The organism is Nostoc piscinale CENA21 (assembly GCF_001298445.1).
Classification (GTDB): domain Bacteria; phylum Cyanobacteriota; class Cyanobacteriia; order Cyanobacteriales; family Nostocaceae; genus Nostoc_B; species Nostoc_B piscinale_A.
The window spans coordinates 4,876,168-4,897,491 of the sequence record NZ_CP012036.1; the positions used below are offsets into that span (position 1 = coordinate 4,876,168).

Annotated in this window: 10 protein-coding genes and 2 pseudogenes; 8 read left to right on the forward strand and 4 right to left on the reverse strand. The window is 41.0% G+C overall.

Annotated elements, in window-relative coordinates; all coding sequences use genetic code 11:
- The first annotated feature begins 39 nt into the window (after nucleotides 1–39).
- The 3 genes and pseudogenes from ACX27_RS20925 (at nucleotide 40) to ACX27_RS20935 (ending at nucleotide 4,596) form a co-directional block, all read left to right on the forward strand.
- Nucleotides 40–1,025: pseudogene (locus ACX27_RS20925) on the forward strand (vitamin K epoxide reductase family protein).
- 469 nt (nucleotides 1,026–1,494) lie between these two features.
- Nucleotides 1,495–3,699, forward strand: a complete 2,205-nt coding sequence (locus ACX27_RS20930; RefSeq protein WP_062295269.1) for a CHASE2 domain-containing protein — start codon at nucleotides 1,495–1,497, stop codon at nucleotides 3,697–3,699.
- A gap of 636 nt (nucleotides 3,700–4,335) precedes the next feature.
- Complete coding sequence (locus ACX27_RS20935) at nucleotides 4,336–4,596, forward strand: hypothetical protein (RefSeq protein WP_062295270.1); 261 nt, start codon at nucleotides 4,336–4,338, stop codon at nucleotides 4,594–4,596.
- Nucleotides 4,597–4,672: 76 nt separating this feature from the next.
- On the opposite strand, the gene nadB is transcribed toward ACX27_RS20935, so the two are convergent.
- From nadB to ACX27_RS20955, 4 genes and pseudogenes are all read right to left on the reverse strand, one after another.
- The gene (nadB, locus tag ACX27_RS20940; protein ID WP_062295271.1) at nucleotides 4,673–6,349 is read right to left on the reverse strand and encodes an L-aspartate oxidase; all 1,677 of its coding nucleotides are present in this window, start codon (nucleotides 6,347–6,349) and stop codon (nucleotides 4,673–4,675) included.
- Between the two features lie 181 nt (nucleotides 6,350–6,530).
- A pseudogene (gene psbU / locus ACX27_RS20945) lies at nucleotides 6,531–6,960 on the reverse strand (photosystem II complex extrinsic protein PsbU).
- Nucleotides 6,961–7,475: 515 nt separating this feature from the next.
- On the reverse strand, nucleotides 7,476–8,291 hold the full coding sequence (locus tag ACX27_RS20950; RefSeq protein WP_062295272.1) for a SnoaL-like polyketide cyclase: 816 nt from the start codon (nucleotides 8,289–8,291) through the stop codon (nucleotides 7,476–7,478).
- 159 nt (nucleotides 8,292–8,450) lie between these two features.
- The gene (locus ACX27_RS20955; RefSeq protein WP_200929830.1) at nucleotides 8,451–9,230 is read right to left on the reverse strand and encodes a DUF3120 domain-containing protein; all 780 of its coding nucleotides are present in this window, start codon (nucleotides 9,228–9,230) and stop codon (nucleotides 8,451–8,453) included.
- A gap of 492 nt (nucleotides 9,231–9,722) precedes the next feature.
- Here ACX27_RS20955 and ACX27_RS20960 point away from each other — a divergent pair, with 492 nt between their 5' ends.
- From ACX27_RS20960 to ACX27_RS20980, 5 genes are all read left to right on the forward strand, one after another.
- Nucleotides 9,723–10,682 (forward strand): undecaprenyl-diphosphate phosphatase, encoded by a 960-nt coding sequence (locus ACX27_RS20960; RefSeq protein ID WP_062295273.1) that lies wholly within the window; start codon nucleotides 9,723–9,725, stop codon nucleotides 10,680–10,682.
- 104 nt (nucleotides 10,683–10,786) lie between these two features.
- Nucleotides 10,787–12,112, forward strand: a complete 1,326-nt coding sequence (locus tag ACX27_RS20965; protein ID WP_062295274.1) for a TIGR03279 family radical SAM protein — start codon at nucleotides 10,787–10,789, stop codon at nucleotides 12,110–12,112.
- A 262-nt stretch (nucleotides 12,113–12,374) separates the two neighbouring features.
- The gene (locus ACX27_RS20970) at nucleotides 12,375–15,074 is read left to right on the forward strand and encodes a family 10 glycosylhydrolase (protein ID WP_062295275.1); all 2,700 of its coding nucleotides are present in this window, start codon (nucleotides 12,375–12,377) and stop codon (nucleotides 15,072–15,074) included.
- Between the two features lie 303 nt (nucleotides 15,075–15,377).
- Complete coding sequence (locus ACX27_RS20975; RefSeq protein ID WP_062295276.1) at nucleotides 15,378–20,090, forward strand: PAS domain S-box protein; 4,713 nt, start codon at nucleotides 15,378–15,380, stop codon at nucleotides 20,088–20,090.
- Entirely contained in the window at nucleotides 20,083–21,297 is a 1,215-nt protein-coding gene (locus ACX27_RS20980; protein WP_062295277.1) for an EAL domain-containing response regulator, read from the forward strand. The genes ACX27_RS20975 and ACX27_RS20980 overlap by 8 nt, the downstream gene beginning before the upstream one ends.
- The last annotated feature ends 27 nt before the right edge of the window (nucleotides 21,298–21,324 follow it).

The window sequence follows — 21,324 nt, forward strand, 5'->3', positions numbered from 1 at the left end:
ACTTCAGACTTAATACTTCATACTTCATACTTCGCAGTTATGATTCGCCGCCGTTCTACTCCTTGGATTCATAAATGGTCGCGCCCAATAATTGCCGCGATCGCCGGATGTGGTACTTTAGTCACTGGCTATCTCACCATTGAAAAGTTAACAGGAGGCAGCGCCGCCTGCATAGCACAAGCTGGCACGAGAGGTTGTAATGACGTACTTTCCAGCCCTTGGGGTACTGTTTTCGGTCAGCCATTGGCATTATTTGGATGTTTAGCATATATCAGTATGATGATATTTGCTTTAGCGCCCTTAGTTGTGAACTCGGAAAACAGCAACCAGCGTAAACAAATCGAAAATTGGACTTGGCTGCTGTTGTTGGTGGGAGCAATTGCTATGTCTGTTTTCAGTGGCTATTTAATGTATGTGCTGGCTTTTCAAATCAAAGCCTTGTGTCCTTACTGTCTAGCCTCTGCCTTCTTCTCCCTAAGTTTGTTAGTTTTGACAATTTTGGGACGTACCTGGGAAGATATTGGACAAATTTTATTTACCGCTCTGATTGTGGCAATGGTGACGCTGATTGGGACTTTAGGTGTATATGCTGGTGTGAATACATCACAAACACCTGGTTCAACCACAGGACAAGAAAGAATTTCCTTCATCCCTTCACCATCACAAACGCCTAACCCTGAATATGGTTGGGAAATCACCACAAAATCTGGAGAAGCAGAAATCGCCCTAGCCAAACATCTTGTCCAGGCAGGTGCAAAAGAATATGTTGCCTACTGGTGCCCTCATTGCCACGAACAAAAGCTAATTTTTGGGAAAGAAGCTTACCAAATCATTAACGATAATATTAAGGTAGAGTGTGCAGGTGACAGTCCTAAAGGTAAACCAGAATTGTGCCGAGCTGCAAATGTCCAAGCTTTCCCGACCTGGATTATTAATGGTCAAACTTATAGTGGAGTCCAAAACCTCACAGAACTAGCCAAGATTACCAATATACCGGCCCAACAAATTTTAAGTATTTTAAGTAATCAATGTCAGCGCAATTGTTTTTCTAAATTAGTTCTCACCTTTGCTAGTCAACTGGCTGAATATCGCAATCATATTCCCAGTTGACTTATTTTTTTGCAAATTTTGTTTTTCAGCGTTAGTATAAGTGACAACAAATTATAAAAATCCTTCATCTGCTGGTTCTCATAATCCAAATCAAGTATTTGTCACTTTTTAGGCAACGAAAATATACTTTTGTTATTAGCAATCAATATTTATACTGCACCTGTTTCTTTTTGATACAGAAATACTGGTTAATCTTTGTTTAATCATCAGTCATTATGAGTTCTTTTTTGTTAACACTATTTCAAATTATTTGGTGGAACATAACAATACTGATAAAATTTTTGACAATCAGCACTGGATTATCTTCAGGATATTTACTGAGTGTTGGCTAGTTTTTGATATCTGTGCCAATTAAAAATACTTCTCCCTACTAGGTAATTGGGAATGAATAAGCAGCTAGACAAGCATTTTGTCAGGTTATTTTTAAATTGGAACCTGCAACAGTCACCTGAGCGAAAATATAAAGAATTAGTCGTTGCTGGTATTGTGGCAATCGGCATTATAATTTTGCGCTTCATAGGAGTGTTTCAATCCTTAGAGTTAGCAGGATTGGATCAATTTTTTCGCTTACGTGCAACCGAAGAACCAGAAGAACGCATCACGATTGTAGCGATTGATGAAGATTCTTTGCGGCGAGTGGGTTCTTGGCCGATTCCTGATGGTGTGATTGCTGATTTATTGAAGAAATTACAAGTACATCAACCTCGCGCTATTGGCTTAGATATTTATCGGGATTTAGCAGTCAATCCAGGACACCAAGAACTAGTTAATCTTTATAGTTCAATGCCAAATTTAATTGGTATTCAACTATTAACACCAAACCGAGATATGCGTGTTTTGCCACCTCTAGAACTGAATCCGAAGCAAGTTGGTTTTAATAATTTACTGTACGACCATGATGGCAAAGTCCGGCGAAATTTGTTGTATCTCCACATGAATAATCAACACTATGAAAGTTTTGCCTTAAAGTTAGCATTACTCTATTTGCAAGATCAAAAAATTACACCACAAAAAGCTGCTAAAAATAGTGATTATGTCCGATTAGGTAAGGCTATATTTACCCGTTTTCAAGCGAATGATGGTGGTTATGTGAGGGCTGATGATCGAGGCTATCAAATTTTAGCAAACTTCCCTAAACCATCATGTAGAAAAATGGCTAGTGAGTTATGTAATTTCCGTCAAATCTCAATGAGTGATGTCTTGGATGGCAAAGTTCCCATTAGTTGGATACGCGATCGCATTGTATTGATTGGTTCAACTGCTCCCAGTTTGCAAGATTTTGCATTTATTCCCTACTCTAGCCAAATGCTGGGTACAGCCAAGCCGGTAGCGGGGATTGAACTGCAAGCTTATTTTGTGAGTGAGTTAATTTCTTCTGCTTTGGCAGGACGACCATCATTAAGAGTTTGGGCAAAAGTATGGGAGTGTTTATGGATTTTTTCCTGGTCTTATTTGGGTTCGTTAATTATTTGGCAGGTTAAAACTTTTAGTAAAAGTATTCCCAGCCTTTTATTATCTTTATTCATACTTTTTTTGTGTAGTTATGTAGCTTTTTTACTGGGGTGGTGGCTACCATTAATCCCAGCAACTCTTGGCTTTAGTAGCGCCTCAATTTGGATGATTATTCATATTGCATATATGCAGGAAGAATTGAAACGCTCTAAGGAATTTTTGCATCAAGTCATCAATTCCATTCCTGATCCCATTTTTGTCAAAAATGAAAAACATCAATGGATTGTTTTAAATGATGCTTACTGTCAATTCATTGGTTATCCTGATAGCTTGTTGCTGGAAAAGTCATATTATGAATTTTTCCCTCGCCATGAAGCTGATGTTTTTAGAGAACAAGATAATTTAGTATTTCTCACCCAAAAACCGCGCGAAAATGAAGAAGAATTTACTGATGCTGCGGGTCAAACCCATTTAATTGCCACGAAGCGATCGCTCCACAAAGATGCGGCTGGTAATTTTTTCTTAGTAGGAGTGATTCGAGATATTACCCAGCGCAAGTTGATGGAAGAAGAACTACGACGCACTGCGGCTGAGTTATTTCGCTCGAATACGGAATTAAAACTCAAAGAAGACCATTTACGGTATCTGGCTTATCATGATCCCCTGACAGGCTTATCGAATCGCAAATTCTTTATAGAACAATTTCATGAATCTTTACAGTGGTCGCAAAACAACAATTTGTTGCTGGGACTGTTGTTTATTGATTTGGATGGCTTTAAACATATTAACGATACTTTGGGGCATGATATGGGCGATCGCTTGTTAGTGATTGTTTCCCAAAGACTCAGTAATTGTTTGCGCGGCAGTGATACTGTTTCCCGTCTAGGTGGTGATGAATTTACAGTCATTCTCCGCGCAATTCCTGAAGTTCAAGTGGCGGCTAGAGTTGCAGAAAAAATTCTCGCCAGCCTAACCGAGCCAATTGTGCTATCAGGATACACTACTAAAATTTCTGCCAGTATTGGCATCAGTGTTTATCCGATAAATAGTCAAGATGCAGAAACCCTGATTAAACAAGCCGATTCAGCTATGTACCGTGCTAAACACTTAGGTAAAAACCGATATGAGTTGACTTGATTGGTCAGCAAATATTAAAAAAATCAGTAATTTTTACAATAGACAATAGTCTCAGCCGTTGTGACAAATGGCTGAATGTTTTACGTCTGGATTTTTATAGTACAATTGAACTATACTGACCATGTAACGATTTATTGTATTGTGATTTATTTAGTCTAAAAATTTATATATGAGTAACACTACTTAAACTAATTTTGAATTATACTTAGTTTCATAAATTAAATTTTGATAAAGAAATCACGAAATGAGCCATTTTTGTAGTGTTAATCCCTGGTTTTTACGGAGATGTACTCAATTTACCTCGGAAATACTGAGGTTTTTAGTATTATTTGCTACAAGTCAAGACAGGAATTCGCCGTAGAAATGTAAATAATTTATTAAGATTTTATATTTCTGTGTCTGACTTTAGAGGTAATTAACGAACATCGAACAGCATCATCCTTATGAGTTCTAACTTTTGGCTGATGTCTGCCAGCAACCTTTAGGTATATTTCTTAAGTGTTGAGCAGATTTTCTGCCCCAAGTTTTTTACTCAAGAATTTTCCTGAGCAATAAAAATTTTTACTAAAGTTTAATTTTTCCACGAAACTAATTCCACATCGGATGTAGGTAAAAAAAGTACTGGGTGAAATCAGAATGCAAAAAATAGATAAAAACTTGATGGCGACCAACTTAAAAATCACAAGTATTTTGATACTGTGTGCGAGTGCCTGTTTAGCGATTCCGACAATTGCTGATGCTAGAGCAAATTTTCACGATTTAGTGGCTAGTGCTTTAACTAACACAGAAAACAACAGTGTTAAAAGCTCCAGTGGTGATTCTCAGGAGTTAGCAGATGTATATGTACCGCCAAATTATGGCCTTCCTGATAGCCAGCATGGTAGCGGTACACGCTAAGGCGTAACAAACCCAACTTAATTAATCATTAATTTGCAGTCGTAACACATCAAGATAAGCTGTAGTTGATCAGTGACTAACTTACAGGTATAGATTTACTCCAATGAAGTGCTTGTACGATTGTGTGCATTTGCCAATGTGGATTGGGTTCTGGGTAATCGCTGCGGTAGTGTCCGCCCCGGCTTTCTGTCCTGAAAGCAGCACTTCTGAGAATTAAATTAGCCACATCCAGTAAATTACGAGTTTCTGCCCAAAGTCTTAATTGGCGTTCTATATCCAGAGTTTGGAACTTAACAGTTTCGTTGGCACGCAAAGACAGTAAGAATTGACTCAAAGGTAAAATAGCAAAATCTTGCTGCCAAGATTCGATAGTTGCGATCGCCTCGTCTAATCGTGACTGTTCTCGACAAATCCCGGCACTTTGCCACACTAAACGGGGTAATTTCTCCCGCAAAGCTTCTATTTGTGCTTGCTGGGTTTGCCAAGCATTCTCATCTAAATTAAACTCCCGCACAGATAACTCTGACAACTCTGGTTGCCATTCCACATCTGTCAATTTAATATTGACCATCTGTGCGCCAAACACAATACATTCTAGTAAGGAGTTACTTGCTAAACGATTGGCTCCATGTACTCCCGTACTCGCAGTTTCTCCGACTGCGTATAAACCCGGAATATTGGTACGATTTTGTAAATCAGCGACAATTCCACCCATCCAGTAATGCGCCGCAGGCGCAACCGGAATTGGTTCATGAAACACATCAATTCCCCAACGCTGACAAACTTTGATGATGTTGGGAAAGCGATGCTGAATTTTGTCAGCCGGGATGGGGCGCATATCTAGCCAGACATGGGCGGTAGCTGGATCAACCGCAGTTTTTTGCAGATGGCTAAAAATCGCTCGACTCACCACATCTCTCGGTGCGAGTTCTCCGGCGGGGTGATAGTCAAAGGCAAAGCGTCGCCCGGTATCATCAACTAAATGTGCGCCTTCACCTCTGACAGCCTCACTAATTAAAAAGCGATCCGCACCTGGTTTCGTTAAGGCTGTGGGGTGAAACTGCACAAATTCCAAATCTCGCAGGATAGCCCCAGCCCGCCAAGCGATCGCCACCCCATCGCCTGTACTGACGGCTGGGTTAGTTGTTTGGGCAAAAACTTGACCACCACCACCAGTGGCGAGAACCACAGCTTTGGCTTTCACCCAAGTAATTTGACCTTGATAAAACAAACAGATTCCTTGACAGCGATTTGTTTCGGGTTCTAGCCACAAACTCAAGGCTAAAGCTTGCTGAATAACTTGAATATTTTGGCGATGTAATACTTGCGCTGTTAAAGTAGTTGTGACTTCTCTACCGGTGGTGTCAGCAGCATGAAGCACCCGATGACGAGAATGGGCAGCTTCTAAAGTTAAAGCTAAGGCGTTACCATGACGGTCAAAAGCTACGCCCAAATTTACCAAAGATTGAATACAACTAGGGGCTTCTTGGGCGAGAAATTCTACTGCTTGCCGATCGCACAAACCAGCACCAGCTTGAATTGTATCTTCAATATGCAACTGTGGGGAATCTTCAGGAGCGATCGCTGCCGCAATACCACCTTGCGCCCAATCACTAGCAGACAAAGTAACAGTTTCTTTGGTAATTAAGCCGACTTGCAAAGACTCTGGCAAACACAACGCTGTGTACAGTCCAGCAGCGCCAGCGCCGACTACTATCACATCAAATTGGCGAGGAATTTCTATTTCAGGCAAAGTTAGACAGGGGGAGGTTTTTACGAATGTTTTGAAAACCAGCTTGTAAACTCAGCATGTACACTTCGACTGCGCTCAGTGTACAGCACTCAGTACTCAGTACTCAGCACTTTGCTATAAGAGAACCACTCCCAAAAATTGGGAGTGGACTACTATATGTCTACATTAACGATAATTTGGCTTATCTGTAGATACCGTTGTTAAAGCGATCATCTCCTTCGTTAAAGACAGCTTCTTGTTCGGTAACAGTGAAGTTGTCTAAATTAGCTTGTAGGATTTGTTTTTGGCGATCGCTCAATCCTGGTAGTTCCAATACATCCTCTACACTTTTGTAAGGAGCATTTTTGATGATCTTCTTAGCCAGGGTAGGATACAAACCGGGGTAACTTTGGAAAGCGCGGACGTTGGTGTTATTCAAATCAATTTTTTTTACCAAATTCCGTTGCTAATTTAGCATCTGCCTTGTTTCGGAACTCCACTGCTAAAACAGGCACTTGTGGTAAAGCCAGACTGTTGATACCAGCAGCTTGGGCTACACCAGTTGTACCTAACCATCCCCAGCAACCAAGCAACAAACTAAATACTGTTAATAAACGCACCAATCTTTTCACGACTTTTTTACCTCTTTCCATCAAACTGAATAATGGCTTTAAGCTGACAGCTGTCAACAGTTTATAATCTTTGAGGCACAGTTATGACTCTTGATTTTTGAACGCCAGTTGCTACAACTCGGCACAGCCGACAACAGCACTAGCTCCTGTTAACTGGGAACTGATAGCTCAATCAACACACAGCAGTCATCAGAAACTAATATACAGCGTATTAATATCCACAATATTTACTGTTACTGGGTTTGACTCTATTTTTGTCAAAAATTATTTTACTTCTCTGACTTGCTGACATCGCCACAGCTGTGCTGTGCTTCCCAAAGCACTGGCTAAGATACTCTAGCTTGTTCGCTGATCTCACTTCCTGACAAACTAATGCCAGCGTTTAAGCGTAAATTTTTTAATTGCTCACCTTGTAACTTTTTGTAAAGTTATACCTAGAAACTTCAAGACGCAACATCAAGGATTTGGGGTGTAGGTAAGGAAAAACCTTTACACCCTTACACCCAGCGCGTATGTCAACGTAATAAAGACGCAAACGGACAACCACTGCTGCTTAAATTAGCCGATTTTGGTTTAGGCTTGCTTGGCAAAAAGCGGCGGAAAAAACCTAATAAAGTTTGTTTCCCCGCATTAGCAGCTGGTTTTCCTTCTGGGGTTGGCTGCTGTTGAATAGTAGTTCCCATTTTGCCGCCAGAAGTTAATTGATTGAGAAATTTTCCATTATCGTAATAGTGTTCCAAAGACAGAATTTTGCAGTTTTCCGTCACTTTAACAACACTCATTCCTACTACTTCAATCATCTGCTCAGTTGGGACATAATCTTTAAAATTACCGCGGAAATGTCCCCAGTGTCGCCATTTAAAAGCAATGGTAGGGGGTGCAGAATAAACTTCTAATACTTCCCACAAAAATCCATCAGGGAAGGCATTATGAAATAGCTGAGTAGAAGATTCAAAATCTTCTTGAGTAGCTTGATAGTGTTGGGTATTACCAATCAAAAGTTTGTAAGTACCTGCCTGAACTAAATCCTCTAATTTATAGCTATTACCGCCATTGGTACTCATGCGAAATTTATCTTGAACTACAGACAACCACTCTTGAGGATTTGTTTTGAAATTAGCTTCAATGTCGAAAGTTCTTACTAAATTCTGGACAAGTTTTTCCAGGGAATTTGCTGGATGATTGCACAGACTTTCCTTAGCTAAATTTTCATTAGAGCGAGTGTAATCTGGTTGTTCACCATAACGCCATGTTGCCTGAGTATTGTATTTAAGTACGATGTCTCGCTCTTGTACCCAAAGTGGCAGATTTTCAATGTTAATTTCAGTCATAAATACCTCTGCTCAAAAATTACCAACAAGAACTTGTAAATCCTGATATTTAGCGAGTTGCAGAGATATCCCCGAAGTGCGATCGCCACAAGTTTACAGCTTTTTGAGCAGATTTTATGAATAATTAACTACTGAAGCTAACTCAGAAATTTGTTGAATTTAAGCGACTAAAGCAGCTAGTAAAAATAAACTGTCTACCAAAATAGTACTTAAAACTGCTCCCCCAAATGCAAAGCAGTGTTTTTGCTGGTTACGTAAAGGTACAATTCCGGCTGTGAGTAACACTAATGCCAATGCTACAGCCCAAGCTTGACCCCAAGGTGTGCGGACTTGAGTAACAGCAGCTTGTAAAATAGGCGACACCTTATCAGGTTCGACTTGCATGATTTGTCGCCAATAGGGCATTAAATCAACTATGTAGAAATATACATCGGTTAAAACTGTACCGAACAAGGAACCTAAATAAAACCAACTACCAACCTTGCACCAGTTTCTTGCTACACACCAACAAGCAAAGGGTAAGCCAATAGACTCTACTGGTAAATGCCACAAAGGTTCCCAACGCAACCAACCCCAATAAATGGCCCCTGCTAACCAACTCCAGCTAAAGCCTAAAAGTAAATCCCCCCAGAGGTATGTTGCAGGACGGGACATTAAGCGAAAACTCAACCATACCCAAAATCCGGTCATGGCTAAACTAAGGCTGGGTAGCGATCGCACCAGTGGTGCTTCAATAAATACTGGCACTGATACTAAAAACACCGCCGCCGCCAACACTAACCAAGTTTGTCGGGACAATGTTAACAATGGTAAAGATGGCGACGCGGAAAGTGTAGATTCTAATTCTTCTATACCCAGCGAACCAGCATTCTTTACAGGTAATTTCTTATCAATAGTGGTGGTAGAGGCGTTATAACTCAACAAGGTGTTATTAATCAAAGTTTTAATAATTGTAACTAATCTTTATCTTATTTAAGATAACATACTCAAAAATCCCCCCCTGGGGCATTTTTATTGTACATAGATTTTGCGTAATTTGGAATGTCTGTTTGAAGGGGTGTGAGGAGATGAGGGAGACAAGGGAGAAGAGGGGGAAAATATAGGTTTACAAGCAGTCTGAATGGATAGAATTTTTGCCAGCAAAATAACAATTCAGGTTTAAAACTTAGACACTATAAAGCTTTTAACTCTGTCACCTGTAGCAATCATAAATGATGTACCAACATCTCTCTGACTTGAAAGTGCTGAGTGCTGAGTAAAAATACTAGTCTCACTTTCATACTTGGCGATGAAACTTATTTCATCGAGACTACCTTATCTCCCTTGTCTCTTTTGTTCATTTCTCAAATAGGACTGCTATAAGTATCCTGTAAGCTTCTCAAAAAGATGTTTGTGTAATTGGTTGTAATCGCAGCGATCGCAGGTAGACTGATGGCTTTATCAAAACGTCAATGGTTCGTGTTTATGAGTGTCGCATCGGCAATGGTTTCAGTTGCGGCCTTTCCACTCAAAGTTCTAAGTACTCCACCCACCCCAGAGGCTGGGGGAGTGCAACAAATGAATATTTTGCAAGCAATTGTTTTAGGTTTTGTGCAGGGAATGACAGAATTCCTGCCAATTAGTAGTACCGCCCATTTAAAAGTTGTGCCTGTAGTTCTTGGTTGGGGTGATCCGGGAGTTGCTTTTACGGCGGTGATTCAGTTGGGAAGTATTGCAGCTGTACTGTGGTATTTCTGGGGAGATTTGACAAGAATTGCCACTGGCGCATTCAGAGCGATCGCCCAAAAAGATTATGCTGATTATGACTTGCGTTTATCTATCGGCATCGCCTTGGGAACCTTGCCAATTATCTTTTTTGGCTTGTTAATTAAAAGATTTATCCCAGATTATGATAATTCACCGATTAGAAGTATCGGCGCGATCGCGATCGCCTCGATAGTCATGTCTATATTATTGGGAATAGCAGAAAAACTCGGCAAACGAGAACGGGATTTTGAACAACTAACCATGAATGATGGGCTATTGATGGGTTTAGCCCAATCTTTGGCGTTAATTCCTGGAGTTTCTCGTTCTGGTTCTACTCTAACAGCCGGCTTATTTATGACCTTACAACGGGAAACAGCCGCCAGATTTTCCTTTTTACTCGGCATTCCCGCCATTACCCTAGCCGGGTTAGTCGAATTAAAAGATGTTTTAGGAGATATTAACAGTACTGGCATCGTACCGTTGATTGCGGGTGTAATTTCTGCCGCAATATTTTCTTATATATCCATTGCTGGCTTACTTCGCTTTCTCAAAACCAAAAGCACTTGGGTATTCATTTGGTATCGCCTCGCCTTTGGTATAGCTATTTTAGGTGCGATCAGTGCCGGAATTTTGAAAAATAGTTAATAGTCCATAGTAATGATGAGTGTTGACTCATGAGTAACATAGTCAATAGTCCAGAGTTGAGTGATGACTTTGGCTATTGACAATTGACCAATAACTAATGACGAATGACTAACCTTCATCCAGCCAAAATTACCAAGGTGCTAACCGACTCCATCGCCGCCGAGATTGGCTTTGAGGTGGGGGATGCGATCGTTGCTATTAATGGTACACGTCCCCGCGATTTAATTGACTATCAATTTCTCTGTGCAGATGAATTTTTAGAATTAGAAGTTTTAGATATTACTGGCAAAACCCATCATGTTGAAATTGAAAAAGACTACGACGATGATTTAGGGTTGGAATTTGAAACCGCTTTATTTGATGCTTTAATTCAGTGTAATAATCGCTGTCCGTTTTGCTTTATTGATCAGCAACCCCCAGGTAAACGCTCAAGCTTGTATTTCAAAGATGATGATTATCGCTTGAGCTTTTTGTATGGTTCTTACCTGACGTTAACCAATTTACCCGAACGGGAATGGCAGCGAATTGAACAAATGCGCCTGTCACCCTTATTTGTGTCAGTTCACGCCACCGAACCAGATATTAGAATCCGCCTACTGAAAAATCAGCGTGCGGGACAAATTATGGAACAATTGCGGTGGTTCCAAGAAAGACGCTTGCAAATTCATGCTCAAGTTGTGGTTTGCCCAGGGATTAATGATGGACAACATCTGGAACAAACCCTCAAAGATTTAGCGTCCTTTTATACTGGTGATGTACCTACCGTGGCATCGGTGGCAGTCGTGCCGGTAGGTTTGACGCGGTTTCGCCCCCAAGAAGACGAACTGATACCTGTAACTAGAGAGAAAGCCCAAGAAGTTATTTTACAGGTGAGAGCGATCGCCAAACAATTTCGCCAAAAATGTGGCTCAAATGTTGTCTGGTTAGCCGATGAATGGTTTTTAATTGCTGGGGAAGAACTACCAACAGAAGCAGAATACGAAGACTATCCGCAAATTGATAACGGTGTCGGTTCAATTCAGTTATTTATCAAACAATTTGCATCTGCCGCGACGCAATTACTCCCAAGCCAAATTTCTCCACCCAGAAAATTTACTTGGGTAGTAGGTAACGCCGTCGAAAAAGCATTTCAACCGATATTGCAACACCTAAATTCTGTTGATGGTTTAGAAGTAAATATGATGGCTTTAGCCAGTGATTATTGGGGGCAAGCTATTAGTGTGACTGGCTTACTTACAGGTCATGATTTACTTTTGAATTTACAAAACAAAGATTTAGGTGATGGGATTTTGCTGCCAAATGTCATGCTTAAACATGGCGAATTAGTATTTTTAGATGATGTCAAAGTTGCAGACTTAGCGACAAAATTAAATACAAAAATCTTGCCAGTCGCGGGAGTGGAAGAATTAATTAATACTTGTATAGAATGATTATTTGAGTAAAAGAGACAAGGGGGACAAGGATGAGAGTTGTTTATGAATCATGCGTAATTTTTTTCTTCTCTCTCTTCTCTCTTCTTCTTTGTGTCCTTTGCGCCCTTTGTAGTTCGTTAAAAACAGAATCTTGAATCCTGCTGCTAAACTCTCTTTGACAAATATAAAAACATCAGTTGTTTTTCGGAGGCATTTTATTGTTATGCTGAATGATAAATAATAAGTACTATCTAATACTAAATTAAAGTGAGGATTAAAAGTGGAGAATCAGGAAACTGCAACCAAAGTCACCAAACGAGCCAGATTCTTCATTTTTAGTTTTAACTTTTTAATGATTAATTGTTTAACTAGTTTTAATATTTTATCAGTTAGGGCGGCAGATGCAGAACCTGTATTAAGTGTAGTCCAGAGTGCAGAAAATCAACAGCAATGGACAGGAATTACTAAACGCTTACAATCACTTGGGGTGAGGTATTGCGTTATTCCCTTAGCACAAGTGAGAAGCAGTGCTGATTGGGGCGATCGCAAAGTATTATTTCTACCCAACGTCGAAACTTTAAACCCTGCCCAAGCGATCGCTTTAGAATCCTGGGTGAGTAAAGGCGGTAAAGTTATCGCTAGTGGCCCAGTTGGTAGTTTATCAGCACCGGGAGTCCGACAGTTGTTGCGATCGCTCCTGGGGAGTTATTGGGGGTTTGGTTTAGATGAAACACAACAAATCAAACCAGCCACCACTAAACCACAACGATGGGCTAACCAAAAAGAACTATTTGGGCAAGTGCGTGGCGGTGTAATTATTCCTGAAGGTGGGGCTAGTCAAGCCACCGCCGTTTGGAACGCCCAAGATAATCCTGCCGCCGTTGTCAGTACAGAATGGTCTACCTTACTTGGCTGGCGTTGGGGAACAGATGCGGCTTCGAGTTTTGAATTAGATAATGCTTGGTTAAAAGCTGCCATTGATCATCATATTACTGCCTCATCTTCAGGACAGCAAAAAATTCCTGGGGCTGACTCTCGCTGTGCGACGACCATTGAGACTGCCACCGCCAATATTCCGCCTGTTACGCCTGTAGTTCCTCAAGCACCATTCGTTCCCCGCGCCCCACGTCCATCATCCCCAGCCGAAGCCATTGACCAACTAGAACAAACAGTACATTGGAATGTCGAACCAAATTCCAATGCACCCATTGATGAAAAAGAAGCGATCGCTCTCCAGCAAGAATTAGAAAATTTAATTAGTCGGGTAGAAAGCGCCCATTTAGCCGCCTCAGTTCAGACAGCGAATCGGGATGAAGCTATCACCAGCAATCCCCAGTCCTTGAAAGAAGATGAAACCCGTGTCGCTTCCACCAGACCAGGATTATCTAGTCAGAGTAAAGAACAAGCCATTACCCAAGCGCGACTAGTCGCCAAAAATATTCCCCAACTCCTAGCCAATAAAAACTATGCCCTAGTCCGGCAACAGTGGTTAGCCACCAGAACCAATTTATGGAAACATTTTCCCCTGAACCGACGATTAGCCCCCGCCGAAATCCGCGCTGTCTGGTTAGATAGGGGGACAATTGTCCGGGCTGGTGGTGAAAAGAAATTAGCCGAAATTTTTGACCGCTTGGCACAGTCAGGCATTAACACCGTTTTTTTTGAAACTGTCAACGCCAGTTATCCCATTTACCCTAGTAAAGTTGCACCCCAGCAAAACCCCCTGACTCGTGGCTGGAACCCCTTAGCCGTGGCGGTGAAATTAGCCCATGAACGTAAGATGGAATTACACGCCTGGGTGTGGACTTTTGCGGCTGGAAATCAACGCCACAACCAAGTCATTAATGTTCATCCCGATTATCCAGGGCCAGTCCTGGCAGCCCATCCCGATTGGGCAAACTACGACAACAAAGGCAACACTATTCCTCCTGGCCAAACCAAACCATTTTTTGATCCAGCTAACCCAGAACTGCGGCAATATCTCCTGAAATTGTTTGAGGAAATTGTCAGCGAATATCAAGTAGATGGTTTACAGCTAGATTACATTCGCTATCCCTTCCAAGATCCCTTTGCTGGTAGAAGTTATGGTTATGGCAAAGCTGCCAGAGCGCAATTTCAACAGTTGACTGGTGTTGATCCCTTGACGATTTCCCCCAGCCAAACCGAGTTATGGCAAAAGTGGACAGAATTTCGTACCCAACAAGTTGATAGCTTTGTAGCTGATGTCTCCAAAATGCTGCGGCAAAAGCGCAAGGATTTAATTTTGTCTGTGGCTGTGTTTCCCTTACCAGAACGAGAACGGATTCAGAAACTCCAACAACATTGGGAAGTGTGGGCAAGGCGGGGCGATATAGATGTGATTGTCCCTATGACTTATGCTCAAGATACGGCCAGGTTCCAACGTCTTGCCCAACCTTGGATAGCCTCTAGTCAGTTGGGTTCAACTTTATTAGTACCAGGAATTCGTTTACTGTCGTTACCGAATTTAGCTGCCTTTGACCAATTACAACTGATTCGAGATTTACCCGCCAGTGGTTATGCCTTATTTGCGGCTGAGAATTTTAATCATGATTTACAAAAAATCTTGAATAGTACTCAAGGTCAAGTGCTATCTGTGGCTGATGAACCAATTCCCCTACGCCAACCTTTTGAAACTGCCGTCGTGCGTTATGGATTGTTAAAACGCGAATGGCAGTTGGTCATTCAAAACGAGCAAATCTCTTTCCCAGCCATCAATATTGCTGATTTTAATAATCAAATGGAAGTAGTCGAAAAAGCTTTAACTCAATTAGCGGCTGCACCTTCTCCCGCTAAACTACTCACAGCCAAAGCTTCTTTAACTCGCTTCCAGACGCAATTTCGGATTTGGATGAGAGAAGCAGCAACTAATAACCCTTATCAAGTCAAAGTTTGGGAAAATCGCCTAGCCACGATTGAAAGATTATTGCGTTATGGCGAGAGGCGATCGCAACTACGGTAGAGGAGATAAGGGAGACAAGGGAGAAGAATTAAGCAGGACTAATGACTATAGCCGTCCGAAATGAGAGCCAAACAAATCTGTTCCCTGTTCCCTGTTCCTTTTCTTGACGAATAAATTTATAAACCAAATCGAATTGCTATATTAACCATTCTTTATATTTTGAGTTCTTCATCTAAAATTTACATTATACTTACAGTATTTTTCATTAGGATAATATTATTAATTTACCCGCCTAATCCCAGAACATACGGGGATATATAAGTTGAGATAACTATTCGTTGATGATAGCTATCGTGATTATCTATGTATACTCAAGAACAACATCTCTGGCTACAAAGCTTAGAGGCTGCAATTGACTTTTCGCCACTAACGGTTCAGCCGGAAGCAACAGTATCAGAGGTAATCTCGCTGATGGCAAAGTGTGGAGTGGATGTTTTGGTAGTTTCAGTTTCGCAAGTTATAGGATGGCTGACCGCGCAAGATGTGGTGAAAATTTTAGCCGCAAATATTGACTGTCAAACTACTAAAATTACTGAGGTGATGCAATCTCCAGTAATTACACTGAAAATCTCTGAATTTCAGGATATTACCGTAGTATTATCACTGTTACGTCAGCATCAGTTAAATATTTTGCCCATTCTTGATACAGCAGGTCAACTAATTGGGACAGTTACCCCTAAAAGTATTTGTCAAGTACTAGAAAAATCAACTCAAAGCACCGCCGAAGCAGAAAGACTGCGTTTACTAGAGTCAGCAGTAGTCAATGCCAACGATTCAATTTTAATTACAGCTGCTCACATCACTAACGGCCAAGTAGAACCAAGGATAGTTTATGCCAACAGAGCATTTACACAGATGACGGGCTATACCCTAGAAGAAGTCATCGGCAAAACACCGCGATTTTCACATGGCGAACAAACTAGTCGTACCGAAATGAATCGACTGTTTGCATCTGTGCAAGCGGGTTTGCCCATTAGAACCGAGTTACTTAGCTATCGCAAGGATGGCTCAACTTATTGGGTGGACATGAACCTAGTGCCGATCAAAGATGATCAAGAACGAGTGACGCACTTTGTGGCTATCCACCGCAACATTACAGAGCGCAAATTGACAGAAGCCGCATTACAGTGGAACGAAGAATTATTTCGCCAATTAACCGAAAATCTCCCCCAAGCTTTTTATGTCTGGGATGCAAATCAACAAAAATTGCTTTATGTTAGCCCAGCTTACGAAAAAATTTGGGGCAGAAGTTGCGATCGCCTCATTGAAGATCCCCAATCATATTTTGCCGCCATTGATGCTCCAGACCGCGATCGCGTGATCGCAGCGTTTCAAAACTTATTCACTGGTCAAGATTTCTCGGAACGATATCAAATTCTGCGCCCTGATGGTGAACAATGCTGGATTTCTAGCAAAATTTTTCCCCTCAAAAATGATTATGGACAAATTTATCGCTTCATCGCTATAGATGTAGATGTGACTGAACGCATTAAAGCAGAAGCCGCCATGCACGAAAGCGAAAGAAGATTCCGGGCAATTTTCAATGGCACATTTCAATTTTCTGGCTTACTCACCCCAGAAGGCAACTTACTCGAAGCCAACCAGACATTATTGGATTTTGGTGGACTGCAAGCATCAGATGTAGTCGGTCAATTGTTTTGGGAAACTCCCTGGTGGCAGAGTTCGCCTACTATTCCACAGCAATTAAAACAAGCAATTGCGATCGCCGCTAGAGGCGAATTTATCCGTTACGAAGTAGATATTTTAGGTGCTAACCAAACAGTCCGCACCATAGATTTCTCCCTGAAACCCCTCAAAGATGAAACAGGCAAAATCTTATTGCTAATTAGCGAAGGACGAGACATCACCGAACTCAAACAAACACAAGCCGCCCTCAAACAAGCCAACCAAGAATTAGAACAGCGCGTTACCGAACGCACCACAGCCCTACAGCAAGCAAATCAGCAATTATTAACCGAAATTGCCGAACGTCAAATTATCGAAGCGCAATTACGGCAGTCTCAAACCATGTTGCAATTAGTCATGGATGCCATTCCCCAAGGTATTCTGTGGAAAGATTGCAATTCTGTGGTTTTGGGTTGTAATCGGAATTTTGCCAAACTTGTAGGTGTGGAAAAACCAGAAGATATTATTGGCAAAACTGGACATGATTTTCTGGCAAGTAAATCAGAAGCAGACTTTCACTATGAATGCGATGTCAGAGTGATGGCGACAAATCAACCAGAACATCATCTGATTTCACCCCTCCGACTCTTAAATGGCAAACAAAGTTGGTTAAAAATTAGTAAAATCCCTATCCATGACCCTACAGGTAATGTAGTTGGTCTTTTGGGGACAGTGGAAGATATCACTGAACGTCAACAAGCACAGGCAGATTTAAAAATCAGTGAAGAACGCTTTCGGAACTTGGTTGAATCTAGCTACGATGTCATCTGGGAAGTGGATCTCAACTGTGTTTATACTTATGTCAGTCCCAAAATTCAACACATTTTGGGTTACGAACCAGAAGCAGTTTTAGGTAAAACACCCCTAGATTTCATGCCAGCAGAATTGCATGAAACCCTAGCCCCCGGTTTTGCAGCAATTTTTGCCTCACCACAACCGTTTAAATGTTTAGAAAACATTCAAGTTCATCAAGATGGACATTTAGTTTGGTTAGAAACCAGTGGCGTGCCGGTCTTTGATGCAGATGGTAAATTAGTTGGCTATCGTGGCACAAATCGAGATATTACCGAACGTAAACAAGCTGAAACCGTATTAAAAGCAACTCAACAGCAACTCCAGGCAATTTTAGATCACTCAGCTGCGGCAATTTATATCTTTGATACCAACCATCGATTTATGTTGGTGAATCGTTATATAGAACAACTACTTAATATCACCCCAGAGCAAATTGTTGGTAAAAGTGTTTATGATTTGTGGCCACCAGAAATTGCCGATGGGTTTGCGAAGAATAACCTCCAGGTAATGACTCATGGTTTGCCCATCCAAGTAGAAGAATCTGTCCCCTTAGAAGATGGGTTACGCACCTACTTTTCCGTGAAGTTTCCCTTAAAAGATGCTGATGGGGTTCCTTACGCTGTTTGTGGTTTATCTACAGATATTACACAACGCAAATTGGCGGAGGAATCTTTAACTCGCTTTCAAAAAGCCATCGAAAGTACTAGTGATGCTGTGTGTATGTCGGATATTACAGGTCACATCACTTACATTAATTCGGGATTTACGGAAATATACGGTTACACCTTAGAAGAATATCAAGCATCTGGCGGAGCAACTAGTATTTTCAAGTATCCACAAGAGTTAACTCAAGTATTAACTGCGATCGCCAATGGAGAGTCATGGCGTGGTGAAGTGACAATGCAAACTCACCGTGGGCGGCTATTACAAGTTTATCTCCGAGCTAACGCCATTAAAGATGCCACGGGGAAAATTGCCGGATTGGTTGCTATCCATACGGATATTACACCGCGCAAACAAGCCGAAGAAGGATTAAGACTCCGTGATCGGGCGATCGCTGCCAGTAGTAATGGTATTATCATTGCCGATGCCAGCATTCCCAACGGCCCAATTATTTACGTTAATCCCGCGTTTGAACGGATGACCGGCTACACTGCATCTGAAGTCATTGGGACAAGTTTTGGCTTATTCCAACGCGCAGATATGGAACAATCTGGTTTAAAAGAACTCAAAGCTGCCATGCAAGCTGGTCGAGCTTGTACTGTCGTGCTACGGAACTATCGCAAAGATGGCAGTCTGTGGTGGAATGAACTGAATATATCTCCTGTCTACGACGCTGATGGGGTACTCACCCATTACATCGGCATTCAAACAGATATTACTGAACGCAAACAAACAGAAACAGCTTTACTAGTCAGTCAACAGCGACTGCAATACTTACTCTCATCCAGCCCGGCGGTAATTTACACCAGCAAAGCCGCCGCGAATTTTGGCCCTACCTTTGTCAGCAACAATATTAGTTCCATTACTGGTTATCAACCACAGGATTTCACAGAAGACCCTAACTTTTGGTCGAACCATATCCACTCCGAAGATGTGAAGAATGTTCTTGCCGAACTCAATAAAATTTTGCAGCAAGAACATTACAGCTTAGAATATCGTTTTCGCCACAAAAATGGCACTTACCGTTGGGTATCTGACCAAGGTAAACTCGTCCGGGATGATGCGGGTAACCCAGTGGAAATGGTGGGTTATTTGGCAGACATCACAAAACGCAAGCAATTAGAACAGGAACTCAGAGTCGCCCTAGAGAAAGAAAAAGAACTGAATGAACTGAAATCTCGGTTTGTTTCTATGACTTCTCACGAATTTCGCACACCTTTGAGTACAATTTTGTCGTCTGCTGAATTACTGGAACATTATCGTCATAAATGGACAGAAGAAAAACAAATTACTCATCTGCATCGCATTCAAGCCGCAGTGAACCGCATCAATGAAATGTTGAACGATGTTTTAGTGATTGGTAAGGCAGAAGCTGGAAAAATAGAATACACGCCTACGACTTTTGATTTAGTAGCCTACTGTGATCACGTCATTGAAGAAGCACAACTCAATCAAAACAATCGCTGTTTGATTGCGTTTACGAGTCAATATCCTGTCATATCATGCTGTATGGATGAAAAATTACTCGGACATATTCTTCATAATTTACTCTCAAATGCAATTAAATATTCTCCAGAGAAGAGTACTGTTAAATTAAACCTAACTTGTACAGATGCACAAGTAATCTTAGAAATTCAAGACCGAGGGATTGGGATTCCTCCCGAAGACTTACCACATTTGTTTGAGTCTTTTCATCGTGCTAAAAATGTCGGCAATATTCTCGGAACTGGGTTAGGACTGGCAATTGTCAAGAAGTGTGTTGATATACATCAAGGTCAAATTGCTGTAACTAGTTCCTTGGGAGTAGGTACTACCTTTACTGTCACTCTGCCATTAAATCACACAATACAAATTGAGGAAAAAGATGATTAAAATTTTGGTGATTGAAGATGAAGAATCTGTCCGGGAAAATCTTTTAGATTTATTAGAAGCAGAGGATTTTCAAACAATTGCTGCTGCTAATGGAAAAACAGGTGTAGATTTGGCATTAGCTGAGGCTCCAGATTTAATTTTATGTGACATGATGATGCCAGAGGTTGACGGCTATGGAGTATTAACAGCACTACGACAAGACCCGTTAACAGCCACAATTCCCTTTATTTTTCTGACAGCCAAATCGGCAAAATCTGATTTTCGCCAGGGTATGGATATGGGTGCAGATGATTATCTAACTAAGCCGTTTACACGGGCAGAATTATTAAGTGCAATTATGAACCGCCTCGAAAGACAGGCTACTTTAAAAAAATATCTATCTCATCCCAAGAATATCACTAAGACTGTCTCACCCAAAATTCAGTTGTTGGAAATGAACTTGCAACAGGTGGTGCAGAAACAAAAATTTCAAGAATTTGAAGTTTATTATCAACCAATCGTTGATATCGCTTCTGGGCAAATCATCGCGGCTGAAAGTTTATTACGTTGGCAAAGTCCAGAGTTAGGTTTAGTCACCCCCACGGAATTTATCCCAATTGCTGAATCTACAGGTTTAATTGTTCCGATTGATCAATGGGTGTTACAAAATGTTTGTAAACAAATTAAGGTTTGGCATGATGTCGGGATTGCTTATTTGAAAATTAGTGTTAACTTATCGGTGATGGAATTTAATCATCCAGATTTACTCAAAAAAATTACTGATTTTTTACAAATAAATCATCTGGAACCCCAATATTTAGAAATCGAACTGACTGAAAGCATGATTATGCAAGATATCAATAGTGCGATCGCTACTATGAATAAACTACAAACTTTAGGTTTGAAAATAGCTATTGATGATTTTGGTACTGGCTATTCTTCACTTATATATCTCAAAAATTTACCGATTAATACCTTAAAAATTGACCGTTATTTTATTCATAATGTAGCTGTTGATCGGCAAAAATCAGCCATTACTAAAGCTTTAATTGAAATGGCACATAACCTGAATATGCAAGTAGTGGCTGAAGGTGTAGAAACAGAAGAAGAATTGCAATTTTTACGCGATGCTCACTGTGATTATATGCAGGGTTTTTTATTTAGTCGTCCATTACCAGCACCAGAGTTTGAGAATTTTTTATGGAGTAATAGACATTTATACATCTAAGTTTATGTAAAATTTATAATCCTTGTT

Coding starts and splice junctions, on each gene's coding strand:
- ACX27_RS20930 (WP_062295269.1), top strand. CDS start 1,495: ATGAATAAGCAGCTAGACAAGCATTTTGTCAGGTTATTTTTAAATTGG.
- ACX27_RS20935 (WP_062295270.1), top strand. CDS start 4,336: ATGCAAAAAATAGATAAAAACTTGATGGCGACCAACTTAAAAATCACA.
- ACX27_RS20950 (WP_062295272.1), bottom strand. CDS start 8,291: ATGACTGAAATTAACATTGAAAATCTGCCACTTTGGGTACAAGAGCGA.
- ACX27_RS20960 (WP_062295273.1), top strand. CDS start 9,723: ATGGCTTTATCAAAACGTCAATGGTTCGTGTTTATGAGTGTCGCATCG.
- ACX27_RS20965 (WP_062295274.1), top strand. CDS start 10,787: ATGACTAACCTTCATCCAGCCAAAATTACCAAGGTGCTAACCGACTCC.
- ACX27_RS20975 (WP_062295276.1), top strand. CDS start 15,378: ATGTATACTCAAGAACAACATCTCTGGCTACAAAGCTTAGAGGCTGCA.
- ACX27_RS20980 (WP_062295277.1), top strand. CDS start 20,083: ATGATTAAAATTTTGGTGATTGAAGATGAAGAATCTGTCCGGGAAAAT.